Origin of the sequence: Paenibacillus sp. FSL K6-2524, from assembly GCF_038005525.1 — a bacterium.
GTDB classification, from domain to species: Bacteria; Bacillota; Bacilli; order Paenibacillales; family Paenibacillaceae; genus Fontibacillus; species Fontibacillus anaericanus.
The window spans coordinates 3161095-3174601 of the sequence record NZ_JBBOSP010000001.1; the positions used below are offsets into that span (position 1 = coordinate 3161095).

Below are 13507 nucleotides of genomic sequence, written 5' to 3' on the forward strand. Positions count from 1 at the left end.
ACAATCCCTATAATGAAGAATATCAATCTATGTTTGATCTGTTCGCGCTAGTAGTCTAGTAAAAGGGAATCGTTTACTATTGATACAGCCATATACCTGAAACCGTCATTATCGCCGGCAACGCAGCTTCATCCACTGCCACATTGTCATACCAGCCGCCTACGGCAAGGTTGAGCACCAGATAAAAGGGCACGTCAAAGGGCATTATGCCCGGCTGCAGATGACGCTCGGCGAAGCAATGACCATCTACCAGCCACCTTATGGAGTTGGCATCCCATTCCAATGCATAATCATGAAATTCGTTTATTGTTCCGTTTTCAAGTTGGTAGGAGAACTCATCGGTGACTTTATGGTCCCAATCCTTCCCGTAGTGCAGCGTTCCGGATATATGCTGAGGCAGACGCCCTTTAGCTTCCATGATATCGATCTCGCCGGAAGCGGGCCAAGGACCGTATGCCTGTTCCTGAGGGAGTAGCCAGATGGCAGGCCATACGCCGTGTCCTATCGGACACTTTGCACGTACGATTAGCTTACCGTAACAAAAGGAAAGATGGTCCTTAGTGTCCAAACGAGCCGAGGTATAGGCAAAAACCCGCCCGTCCTGTTCGATAGTTTCTCGGCGCGCGCATAGGTTTAAACCAAATTCATCGATATACAGGTTATTAGAATGATCCGTATAAAACTGCTGTTCTCCGTTGCCCCAACCTGGGCATATAGGCTTGCCATTGTTATCAAGTAAGTCATTGCCAAGGCGAATGTTCCATGCGCTCAAATCGGTTTGGCTATTTAAAAAATCCTGCTCCCATAAAAGCTTGTTCATTCTTTGCACACTCCTTTCATTTAATCACAGCATACTTAATTATAGCCCTCGGTCAACCAAATCTAAAAAATTGGGATAAGGTCAAAAATCATGGCCTTTTTTTTATGTGTCCGTTTTCATACGATGAAATGGAAGGGGGCACAGAATATGTTTCAAGACAGAAAAGGAAAAATGAAGACCTTTTTTAATCAATGGCAATTGCAAAGCATGGTCATCCCAGGCATTATCTGGATGCTTATCTTTTGTTATATCCCCATGTTTTGGTTGATCATTGCGTTTATGGACTTCAGCATTGCGAGGCCCATGCTGGAATCACCCTTTGTAGGGCTGAAACACTTTCAGGAATTTTTGGCGGATGACCGTTTTTGGCGTTCAATCCGTAATACCTTGGGGATGAGCAGCATCAAGCTAGTGTTGGGCTTTCCAATTCCAATTTTATTTGCCTTGTTGCTAAATGAAATACGAGGTATTCGATTTAAGCGTACGGTACAAACCATTTCGTACCTACCGCACTTTATTGCCTGGACGATATTTGGCGGCATCATGCTCAACTGGCTGGGTGAGGGCGGTATGATCAACCAACTGTTGATTGCACTTGGACTCCAGGAGCGCCAAATCTTGTTTAATAGCGAACCTAAATACTTTTGGTGGATCACCTATTTCTCCGATACACTGAAAGAAACCGGATGGAGTGCCATCATATACATAGCCGCACTAGCTGGCATTGATCCGGGACTATACGAAGCGGCGGAGCTAGATGGTGCAAACCGCTGGAAGCGTATGTGGCATATCTCGATTCAGAGCATACGCCCTACCATTTCCATTTTGTTTATCCTCGCTGTCAGCGGGATACTCGGCAGTAATTTTGAGCAAATCTTTATGTTGAAGAACAACATGAACCTAAAGATGGCAGAAAGCCTGGATTTGTATATCTATAACATGGGCTTGGTATCTGGGCGTTATTCTTTCTCAACGGCCGTACTGTTTGCCCGCTCAATTGTAGCACTAGCGCTGTTGTTTTTGGCCAATTACACATCCAAAAAACTTACGGACGAGAGTATCTTTTAATAGGGGGAGGGCAGATACATGGAAAGACGCAGAAGGTTTCAACGAATCGGAGTATTTGAGGTCTGCAATACCCTACTGATGCTGGCGGTTTGCTTTGTAACTCTGTACCCGATGTGGTTTGTGTTCATAAACTCGATCAATTCGCCAGCGCAGGCCATGCTGGGTACGGTCAATTGGTTTCCAAAGGAACTATCGCTGGATAGTTATAGTGTTGTGTTTAATGACAAGGCGCTGATGAACGGATTTTACATCACCACGCTACGCACGGTGTTAGGGACAGTGGTGCATGTGTTGTTTACCGCCATTGTGGCTTACGGAATGAGCAAGTCTAATCTGATTGGCCGCAAGCTGTATCTCAAAATTTCCCTGATTACTATGCTGTTCTCAGGCGGGCTGATTCCCTCGTTTATTCTGATGACGAAGCTGGGCCTATACGATAATTTTTGGGTATTCGTCATTCCTGCCATGTATACTTTTTTCAATATGGTTATTTTCATGAGCTTCTTTCGTACCATCCCCGACGGCTTGGAGGAATCTGCGAAAGTAGACGGCGCTTCTGATTATGGCGTCCTGTTCAGAATCGTATTGCCCAACAGCATGGCCGTGATTGCCACCATAGCGCTTTTCTCAGCTGTCTATCATTGGAATGATTATTATCAGGGCGTGATTTACATCCGCTCGCAGGACCTGATACCGATGCAAACGATGCTGTTCAAAATCGTTGCGGAGAACTCCATGTCTTTCATGCAGCAGCAAGCCATGGCACAATTCGGCGCAAAGTTACCCGGTAACTCCATCAAGTTTGCATCCATGATGGTGGCCACACTTCCTATTCTGGTGTTCTATCCCTTTATTCAGCGTTATCTGGTCAAAGGCGTGATGATCGGCGCTATTAAAGGGTAAGTCTACATTTGCTTCTCTAAGCCATCATTATTGAGAACGAATGAGACCTATATACAAAAAATACAGTAATAGCAATGAAAGGATGATTATCTAATGAAGGTCACCCGTAACAAGCAATACATGGCCATAGTTTTGGCAGTAATCCTAACGCTAAGTATGACAGCGTGTAGCAATTCTGGAAAAAATGAAGCGAAGCCGACTTCACAGCCTACGAATAGTACAACGCCGCAGGCTGAAGTAACGCTGAGCCCCGATGAACCTGCATGGAAGCAAGATACCAGTCCTGTGGACCTCACTTGGTTTGTTGGTGCAAACTGGTATGGTCAAACTTGGGGGGACAGCGTGAACTCCAAGTATATAACTGAAAAAACAGGCGTCAACATCAAACTTGAAGTACCCTCCGGCGAAGCGAACGAGCAGATTACCCTGATGATGACCTCCGGTAAATTACCGGATTTAATTTCGATGGGATCGTGGGAAACCGCTATCAAAAAGCTATGGGAAGGCGACCATGTGTATGCCTTAAATGAATTAGCAGAACAATATGATCCCTACTTCTTCAAGGTGGCGGGTGACGGTACACTGAAATGGTATCGTCAAGAAAATGGTAATACTTATGGAGTGCCGAATGATTCATTCAGCCCCAATCTGATGCATGAAACTGGCATGACGGCAGCCAACCAAACCTTTTTAGTACGAAAAGATCTATATGAGGATATGGGCAAACCGGACTTAAGCACCCCAGATGGTTTTCTGGGTGCACTGCAATTGCTAAAGGATCAGTATTCTGAATATAAAGGCCAGCCCATCAGCCCCTTCTTTTCAATGGGGAATGTTCCTTACGGGATGACCGAGTACCTGCAAAACCTGCTGGCTGTTCCGTATGAGAAGGATGGCAAGGTATACGACCGCATGACTGATCCTGATTATATCACCTGGCTGAAAACCTTCCGCACTGCTTACGAGCGTGGACTGATCAATGTGGATTTTCTAGTAGATTCTGATACTCAGGTAGAGGAAAAAACGAACAACGCCCGTTATTTTATGCAGATTCGCGAGTGGACGGGCATGACTGCTGTCAATCCTCTGCTGGCTGCAAGTGCAAACCCTGAGTCTTACTATATTGCAGTGGATGGTCCGCAGAACAGCAAGGGTGATACCGCCAAACTGTTCCCCGGTAACATGGACGGCTGGATGGTTACTATGATTAGCAAATCTACCGAAAACCCTGAACGAGCAATCCGCTTCTTGAGCTATCTAGCCAGTGAGGAAGGCCAAAGGGATGTATTCCTTGGCAAGGAAGGCGAAACGTGGGAAATGGTGGATGGTAAGCCGAAGTTGACGGCTGAAGTTAAAGAATTGCTCGATACCGATTTAGCGAAGTTAGAAAAGGACTACGGTATCATGGATACCTACTGGATGATGCGTAATCCTGTAATCGTCAACCAGTGGAGACCGGAGAAAACTCCTGTTATTAAGCAAATGGAGGACTTTGCCAATGCACAGGCCGATATTGACAGCGGCATCTACAAGGGCTTAGATCCACAAGGCGATTCTGAAGTAGCGGTAGCTTGGACGCGTATTTCCCAAAATTGGGAGGAAGTGATGCCTGAACTGATTACCGCCAAGGATGAAGCCGCCTTTGATAAAATCTTTGAGAGTTTTCTTGACCGTCGCTTGGGTTACGGCTTTGACAAGGTGATGGAATACCGCCAGGCCGAGCTGGATGTTCGAAAAGCCAAAATGGCGGAGTAACAATACCCATATTATGATTAATACCGGCCACCAACTTGGTGGCCGGTATTATCTACTTTTCTTACTATCTTGTAACAACGCTATTTACCTACCAGCCGATTTACTATATATGATATATTACAAAGGTAGGGAGGCATTTGAATGAAGTATCTGCTGGCTAAATTAAGGAAGCTTTACCGCAATGCCCGTATATCGCAAAAATTGTTTCTGGCCTTTAGCATAATGATTGTTATCCCAGGTATTTTGGTATCCTTTTTATTTATCCGCATGCAGGAAACCCAGCTATACAAGGACGCTATGGCTACTGGCAGCAGCCATGTCTCACGTCTCAACGAACAGATACGAAGTAGAATGGATATACTTGAAAACGCTTCCTCAACCGCACTGACTCAAAAGGCATTTGTGGATTTTATTCACTCCAACATGCGAGGGGACGGCCTGCGTCTTGTGAAATTTAGGCAAAATCAGTTTGAGCAGATGCACAATATCATCCAAAGTCACGAGATGATAAGTGAGCTCAGCTTTTATGTCGATAACCCGAACCTTTATGAAATCTGGCCCGAGATCTACCATTATGACAAGTTTTGGCCTCAGGAATATTGGGTAACCCTTCGGGATGAAGGCGGTGCAGCATTCCGCTTATTTGCTTTTAAAGATGGTCAACATACGTTATCCTACTACCGTCTGGTACGTCTTCCTGGTCAGCAGCAAAAACTCCCTACCATTATGGAAGTTCGATCACAGCACAGCGTTTTTTTCAGTGAAATGCTCCAGGAGGATAGTGGAGATTTCTTTTCTGTTGTGATGGACGGAACAGATCCTTCCCGATCTGTATACAATCCTCAGCATGTGTTTTCTCAAAATGCGGGGGAAGGGCTAGACGAAATCCTTGGCAATATACATAGACAGCTGGATGTGCTGCACCAGAATAAACCTATTAAGGTCCATGTAGGAGATCAAACCTACTACGCGCTATACCGTTATATCGTCCCGCTGAATGCTTATGTGGTGGATATTGCCTCTCATCAGGCGTTGATGAAGGGCCCGCGAAGCTGGTATGTACTTGTGGTAGCAATTACATTATTCGTGCTGCTGCTGATCATGCTGCTCGTATCACACACCACTCAGCGCATTTTCCGCCGGTTAGATAGTGTGTTATCTTCTATGCGCCAGGTACGGAAAGGCCAACTGGATGCGAAGATTGTTACCGACTTAGATGACAACGAAACCGGAGATGAAATCGACGAGGTGGCCGTCAACTACAACAAAATGCTGGACGAAATCAAACGACTGATGACGCAGGTGGTGGATAAGCAGTTGATTGCCAAAAACGCACAGCTGCACTCACTACATTCGCAGATCAATTCACACTTTTTGTATAATGCACTGGAATCCATTCGTATGCAAGCGGAGGTTCAGCATCAGCCCGCTATTGCCGGTGCGTTGGTGTCGTTAGGCTCGCAGCTTCGCTATAGTATGCAGTGGCGTAGCGATACCGTTGCCCTCAGTGAGGAGCTTGCCAATATACAAAGCTATATTCAATTCATCAACTTTATGGAAGGCGGCATCATTGTATTGAAGGCGGATCTCCCCCCGGAGGTGCTTAGCTATACCATTCCTAAAATGTGCTTGCAGCCCATCGTTGAAAATTCCGTTCATCACGCGTCGCCTTCAGGTGGCAGTGTACGTATCCAAATTACCGTAAGAGTGGAGGATGACAGCTTGCTATTGATCGAGATATTTGATGACGGCGCGGGTGTCGACCCGGAATTGCTGGCCAGTTTGCAGGCTGTACTGCGAGGCGAATCAGATACACCGATCGTAGCTAGCAAGAACGGACTAGGCTTGGAAAACGTACATAAACGCCTGCAACTTCATTATGGTAAAGGCTGCGGTCTTTGGATTGACAGTGTGCAGGGATCCTATACCTGTGTAACCTTACGGTTGCCTTGGGAAAATGTGAATCTTGGAGGATGGTAGGACATGATTAATATTCTGGTTGTTGACGATCAAAAGCACATACGCGATGGCCTTCAGGCCATGCTGCGCCAATTTCCTCTGCAGCTTGACAACATTTACTGTGCTTCCGGCGGGATCGAGGCGTTACAAATATTGCGTCAGCACAGCATTCAGCTGGTGATTACCGATATTATGATGCCTGATATGGATGGACTTACGCTAATGGCACAAACCAAAGAAGAACGCATCAAGGTGGATTACCTGATTATCAGCGGATATAGCGATTTCTCCTATGCCCAAAAAGCCATTGGGCTTGGAGCAAAGGGCTACCTGCTCAAGCCTGTGAAGCGGGAGGATCTGCAATCCGCGGTAGAGCATGTATGGCAGGAGATAAGGACAAGGCAGGCACTCTCGCTTAATATGGAGCATATATCCCGTCGCGCCCAGGAGACGGACCGCAAAGAACTGTGCATGTTTATGCAGGGCGCGGTGAACGATGAGGCGTGGATCCGCCAAACCCAGCAGCAAAATCCAGAGCTATGGCAAGGCTACCGCCTATGCCTGCTGCGCGAGGAACTAAGGATTAACCAACCGGGAGCCAGTAGTACTCATAGTATGGAATCCATTGCTTACCTCGTATATGGCAGGCAGGGATGTATTTGCCTACAACACCGCCCGCACTTGATCCTCGCAGTTGATGCGGCCGTAGATCCAGGTGCTTTACCCGCCGCACTCAAGGCAGGACAGATAGATGCCATCACTGCCATGACCGACCCACAGCAAGGATTAATAGGGCTGCCCGGCAGCTATACACAAGTGCTGGACCTATACCGCCACAGTTACTTGTTTCCAGAAAAGCGCTGTGTGCTGCGGGAGCATACCCAACGGCTGGAGCGGCAGTGGGAACTTCCCCATGAGAAGCTATATGCTCTATTCCAGTTAATTGGCACCAAAAATAGCGGACAACTCACCCAAGAAATTTCTATGCTATTCCACAAAAATGTACTGCAGCGCTATCATATCCAATACACAGAACAGCTGTGCCGCGCCATGGTGCAGATGCTAGAGGAATATGAGCGTGTGATCCGCCCCTACATGGGGGAAGAGGCGCTGGATATAGAATGTTTGCGAAATCTTTTCGATTATCCGGGCATTCGCGAATATATTCAGGCGCTGCAACAACAGCTGCTTCGGCTGAATCAATTTTATTATGAATATAAGTGCAGCTATCGCAACTCGCAGGACTTGAATGAAGCCATCCGCTTTATACACGAAAGTTATCATAAACCGCTGGACCTTGCGATGGTATCCAACCATGTGTCGCTTAATTATGCCTATTTTTCAAACCTGTTCAAGAAGAATATCGGTAAAGGATTTACAGAATACTTACGCGATGTGCGCCTAGATAAAGCCCGGCGGCTGCTGGCCGAAACCGATCATAAAATCGTCGAAGTGGCCACCATGGTTGGGTATGAAAGCTACAAAAGTTTTACACGGGCATTTCGGGATGTAATGGACATGCAACCCACAGAGTATCGGCAGATGATGCGGCGAAAGTTTGAAAGAGAGGGTAAATACCATGAGACAGCGTTATGAATTGGGCGATACTGCATTTATCCAGCGTGATTATGGCACGCTTGCAGCAGTTAACATCTATTAGAATATTCTTTCATTCCTTAGAATCAAAATTGTTAGGTTTGAACTATTAAATTTCCAAAAAATAGGGTAAGGTGATTTAAATGAAAGATCCCAGGCGAATAGCTTCGTCTATCACTCTATTGAAGAGATCTAATCGTATTCGTCTAACTAACTGTATGAGGTATAGTTCTCCATATTTATGAAATAATTAAGTGCATTAACTCTTGTTTAGAAGATGGGGGAACATCAAATGTATGCTGGCTTTTGGAAACGTTTTGGAGCTTATTTTCTTGATTTAATAATTATATATTTATCTGTGGTATGCTTTATATCTATATGGGCTGTATTTGAATTATTTCTTAATTCAATAGGAATTGAACAAGATCAAAAGGAAAGTATTCTTGGAACATTAGGCGTTCCAATTTATCTAATGATTCCATGGGTTTATTATGCTTTCTTTGAATCATCGAAAATGAAAGCAACGATAGGAAAACAGGCGTTTAAAATAGAAGTTTGCGATTTGAACTTTCATAAAATCTCCTTTTGGCGTGCAAGTATTAGATATTGGAGTAAATTACTATCAGCGATTATTTTTCTATTCGGTTTTATAATGGCTGGTTTTACAAATAAAAAGCAAGCATTACATGACTTGATCTCCTCAACACTAGTTATAAACAAAGATCATAGCCAACTAAATAAAATTCAATAAAACTAAAAGATGAAGATAAACCTATAGACTCTCTTGGGATGAACCAAAGTTGGCTAATAACATCAGATAACATCGCATTCGACGCTGCGGGTCGAGACAAGCTCGATCCTTTGTCCGGAAGAGGCATTTCGAGGGAGCGGAATCACCGGACACATTCAACCGACTAAGTTAGATGAACCATGCATTTACTCTAGATGATATTAGGAGAACAACAAGCGAATACGACGAGCCTATAAAAGCAATCGGGATATTACTTGCAAGACCAAATATTGAAATCGTAAAGTAGGAAGTTCTTTCGGATATTAATTATTTTTATCATCGGTCAGGCAAATTCATGGACTTTTGTCTTCCAGGGTATGGTGCATATTGGTACGGTCATTATCCCGACGCAGTAGATATTTGTAAAGTTGATGGAACAGATTGGTCATATAGTGACTTGATGTTTTGTAAGTTTATAGAAGAATTGGAGTCCATATCTAAGTGGAGATATAATGGAGAGACGGAGTTAATAATTATTAATTCTCGCATTTGAATCCTAGATTTAACAAGTACACTTTCAATTTGGATTGAGGCTGCCATTAGTGATGGAGCGATTAAATCTTCTAGAAGCAAAGTAGAAATTTCAGAAACTATTAATAGAAATATCGCATAACACCGTATTCACGCATCGTGCTATTCGGCTCTTGGTTGACAGATTTATACAAATGGAAGAAGCTCAGACAACAAACGCCCCAGCCTAAGATAAGAGCTATCTAAGGCTGGGGCGTTTCGTGAATACATATAACGTTATGTGAAACCTGTGCAAAATTTTGAAAGGAATAATTTATGATTAAATATAATCAGGATGAATATTTAGAAAGACAATTCAAAAAAAGTATATTAACTTTAGCCGCTGATCCTTTAGAGCAAGTGATTTCAGAAATACCTGGTTGTATTACATGTGATATGGCGGAAGAGTTTGATTCTTACAGGACACTTTATTTTGTTGAACAATGGAGTCGGTTTACTACAGAACAGGTAGATATTATAAATCAAATTGACCATATATTAAGTGAGCATAGCGGGGAAGCTTTTAAGTGTCTTTTTTTACGGTCTGTTGATGAAATAGATATGTCCGTGATTAGTGAAGTTCTCGAGTCTGAAGAGTGGGTTACGATAAGAGAATTGGCAAGAAGATTTATTAGATCAATGAAATGGGAATGGGAGAATTTAGGGGGATATGTACATCAGGGAAATAACATTTGGAAGAAAATTGACAACTAGTATATTCAAAGAAGGTACAGGCATCACGACGGAGTTTAATCATACTTTTGATCTTAGTTCCTGGTTAAACTCAATGATATATAAACCAATTGATTATGAAGAACCTATTAAAGTATTTAATAAAAGCTTGGAAGGGAAATATTAACAAACATTATTGTATGTAGTTCAGGATGACACTGGCATCACATAACAGCGTATCTAAGCTGCTCATTCAACCAGCTAAGTCTGACGACCCGTTCCATACGGTCACTTAAGCTGCTTGAACGTTAGAAATGCTCAACGTTAGCTGAAATTGGGTTAAACCGTAAATAGAGGGAGGATTCAATGAAAAAATTGCTATTCGTCGAAGGAATTCCTGGCTCAGGTAAATCCACATTTGCTAGATTTTTAGCCAATCAATTTGAAAGGAATGGTTACACCTGCAACTTATTCTTTGAGACCACATATAACCATCCAATTATTTTTTCTGAATCATTTGATAATTACAACATGTTTATAGAATCATATATAGGACACTGGAAGGCGTTCCTCTTAAATCAATGCGAGAGTGATGTTGTAGTGATGGAATCAGCTTTATTCCAAAGCCCTATTGTTCATTTGTTACATAAAGATGTAGATAGAAACATAATTAAATCTTTGATTGTAAATGTAAGCAAGCTTTTTAAAGAAGTAGAAGAATGTAAGTTGGTATATTTTTATCAAGATGATGCTCCAACCGAAATTCAAAAAATGATTGAAATTAGAGGCAAAGAAGAATTTTTATTGCGAAAGCATAATGAATATAAACATGAAAAGTATTATATAAATCGTATAGAGCAGGGAGCTGAATCACATATAACGTTCTTTCTTGACTATGCTGCACTTGCTAATAAAATTGTCAATGAAGTGTCGATCGAAACAATAACCATTGAAAACTCTACACGGAATTATACGTTATACGAGCAACAACTGATGAATGAATTCGATTTAAGATATATTCCTGATCCTGATGTGGAGGTATCAGTACTGAAGGAATATGCAGGTATATACCATAATCAGGACTTGAACTTTAGTCTAAATGTTGAGTTAAAAGATAACTGCTTATTTATTTTTGGGGATAAGAAGCTTAAACCTAAAAGTAGTAGTCAATTCTATCTTGATGACATGAGTGTGATGGCCAATTTTGTTAATGAAGATAATAAAGTTGATCAAGTAGTTATCACGGAGAAGGATTTATTTGCAAACAAGAGTGATAACGGAACTGCATTTGTAAGAGTCTCATAGAAGAACCGAACATCAGCTAACATCGTATTCACGCTGCGGGCCAAAGAATACAGTAGAAGTACGAGATCAATTGTTGATTGATATAGTAACGAAGGATTCTTGGATTATTGAAGGAATTCATAATAAATGGGGAGTCATCAGTTTCCAAGAGGCGGGGGGATTGCTAGTAAATGAGTATTGAATATATAAAAGTGAGCGACTTTTATCGAGGAATATTTTTTGAATTATTAAAAGATGCGTATTCATTTGACTGTAAATATGAACAAGCATACAAATCTAAATGGCAGGAAAATGACGATTTCTTCTTCAACAATTTACAAATTGCAGATAAATACTGCTTTATAACAACACTAAATGGTGAAGCCATTGGATTTGTTGCATGGGATCCAAGAAATATGCCTGAGTATGCGGAAATTGGTGATAATTGCATTGTTTCGAAATACAAAGGTAATGGATATGGTAAATTACAGCTTCAAGAAGCAATTAATAGAATCACCCAAAATGATGTAAAAAAAATAATAGTAACCACAAATGATGACCTAATCCCTGCTCAGCGGATGTATCAAAGTGTTGGATTCACAATATGTCAGAGAAGGAAGAAACAAAATGTTGAACATATAGATTATGTATATTTCCTATAGTCAATTAAAGAACTTTATTTATCGTCACGACACGATGAAATATTGTATTTTTATATCATAAAAAGAAACACAAACACTATATCTGCTTTCTATTAGAAATAGACAGTCAAGATATAAGTTGTTAATCCCCAACCTCCGCTAACACCACTATATAAACATCTTAATCTAACTAGTAATTTTAGCGAATTTGAGGAAGGCAATGAATTCACATAACAATGTGTTCACTCATCGGCCGGCTACGCCGTCCCTCGGTCGCCAGGAGATAAGTCAATGTAGCGGATTCAGGCGACACTTCCATTCACCCAACCGCGGTCGCGGCCGGGCCGAGATCGTGCTAGTCGTACGACTCGTGCAGCTTAGGGTGAATGGACGTCGTGAACACGGAAACGTTATCTGGAACATCCGCAATACATAAGAAAATCAAAAATCAATTAATCATAGTTAGAAGGTGGAATGAAATGCTTCATAAGAGGATTTCATTATTCAATCACAAAATAATAATGAATGAACTGATTACTGAAACGGAAAAAGAACGATTAATTGAATCAATTTTATGTAGGTGCAAATACCAGAACAATAAAATAATCTACTGGAGAGAGAAGGATAAATATTTATATCCCCATTTTTTACTACCAACATATGAGGAATCTCGTGTAGAGCGGAGTAAAAAGATAAGACTAATTACAGGGGAGTTACCAAGGACATTTTTACTGTCACATAATGCATATGAACTTGAGACACTAAGATTTTTAGCGATGTGGAAACTTGATGATTCTGATATTCTTAAATTCTTAAGATGTACTGAAGAGAGATTAGTTCATTCATGTTTTGATAGTTTTTGTGTTGATGGTGAATGTGTAGGCTTATCTCTAGTGTTATTACGATTTTGGAATACATATAAACCACAAGATATCGAAACAATTAATAGTATGCTTATGAAATTAATTGATCATACTCTCAATAATACGAGTAAAATACCTTCATTTTACTTATGGCTTACATTATCAGAATTAGCTGATAAGAGTGAGTTAGCAAATGAAATCATATTAAAATTTAGTCAGGATTTATATAAACTTTTTCAAAAGGGTTGGATAGTAAACCCTAATAATGCTGATAGATATAATCCTATAAGAAAATATATTATTAAAAACGCTTTGTCAAAGTTGCCAAAATTCAATTATTTGAAAGATGCGGAAGTGATTATAAGCAATGACGGAAGATGCTACGGTAGATTCAATACATAGGAAACGAAACGAAATATTTATAAGCATTATCGAAGATGGCGGATGCATCAGATAACATCGCATTCAACGCTGCAAGCCGAGACAAGCTCGACCCTTGGTCCGGAAGAGGCATTTCGGTGGAGCGGATTCACTGGACACATTCAACCGTCTAAGTGTCGGAGCCATCCGGACCTACGGTCCTTAAGCCACTTGAACGTCTTGAATGCGGAAACGTTATCTGAAAGAACTCTAATAAAAAGGTTGA

Annotated in this window: 11 protein-coding genes; 10 read left to right on the top strand and 1 reads right to left on the bottom strand. The window is 41.7% G+C overall.

All coding sequences use genetic code 11. The features are described from left to right. Positions 1 to 76 precede the first annotated feature (76 nt). The gene (locus NST85_RS14345; RefSeq protein WP_127191278.1) at positions 77 to 820 is read right to left on the bottom strand and encodes a glycoside hydrolase family 16 protein; all 744 of its coding nucleotides are present in this window, start codon (positions 818 to 820) and stop codon (positions 77 to 79) included. Positions 821 to 967: 147 nt separating this feature from the next. Here NST85_RS14345 and NST85_RS14350 point away from each other — a divergent pair, with 147 nt between their 5' ends. From NST85_RS14350 to NST85_RS14395, 10 genes are all read left to right on the top strand, one after another. Then, positions 968 to 1888, top strand: a complete 921-nt coding sequence (locus NST85_RS14350; protein ID WP_341189632.1) for an ABC transporter permease — start codon at positions 968 to 970, stop codon at positions 1886 to 1888. An 18-nt stretch (positions 1889 to 1906) separates the two neighbouring features. After that, the gene (locus NST85_RS14355) at positions 1907 to 2791 is read left to right on the top strand and encodes a carbohydrate ABC transporter permease (RefSeq protein WP_127191276.1); all 885 of its coding nucleotides are present in this window, start codon (positions 1907 to 1909) and stop codon (positions 2789 to 2791) included. 93 nt (positions 2792 to 2884) lie between these two features. Beyond that, entirely contained in the window at positions 2885 to 4546 is a 1662-nt protein-coding gene (locus NST85_RS14360) for an extracellular solute-binding protein (RefSeq protein WP_341189633.1), read from the top strand. 141 nt (positions 4547 to 4687) lie between these two features. Beyond that, complete coding sequence (locus tag NST85_RS14365; protein WP_341189634.1) at positions 4688 to 6526, top strand: sensor histidine kinase; 1839 nt, start codon at positions 4688 to 4690, stop codon at positions 6524 to 6526. A 3-nt stretch (positions 6527 to 6529) separates the two neighbouring features. After that, on the top strand, positions 6530 to 8101 hold the full coding sequence (locus NST85_RS14370; RefSeq protein ID WP_341189635.1) for a response regulator transcription factor: 1572 nt from the start codon (positions 6530 to 6532) through the stop codon (positions 8099 to 8101). A gap of 292 nt (positions 8102 to 8393) precedes the next feature. Beyond that, positions 8394 to 8852 carry an RDD family protein gene (locus tag NST85_RS14375; protein WP_307397088.1) on the top strand — a complete coding sequence of 153 codons (459 nt, stop codon included), beginning with the start codon at positions 8394 to 8396 and terminating at the stop codon, positions 8850 to 8852. 825 nt (positions 8853 to 9677) lie between these two features. Further along, entirely contained in the window at positions 9678 to 10115 is a 438-nt protein-coding gene (locus NST85_RS14380; protein ID WP_127191271.1) for a hypothetical protein, read from the top strand. Positions 10116 to 10439: 324 nt separating this feature from the next. Beyond that, positions 10440 to 11378 (top strand): hypothetical protein, encoded by a 939-nt coding sequence (locus NST85_RS14385; protein ID WP_127191270.1) that lies wholly within the window; start codon positions 10440 to 10442, stop codon positions 11376 to 11378. 170 nt (positions 11379 to 11548) lie between these two features. Beyond that, complete coding sequence (locus NST85_RS14390) at positions 11549 to 12019, top strand: GNAT family N-acetyltransferase (RefSeq protein ID WP_127191269.1); 471 nt, start codon at positions 11549 to 11551, stop codon at positions 12017 to 12019. Between the two features lie 374 nt (positions 12020 to 12393). Further along, on the top strand, positions 12394 to 13263 hold the full coding sequence (locus NST85_RS14395) for a hypothetical protein (protein ID WP_127191268.1): 870 nt from the start codon (positions 12394 to 12396) through the stop codon (positions 13261 to 13263). Positions 13264 to 13507 lie beyond the last annotated feature (244 nt).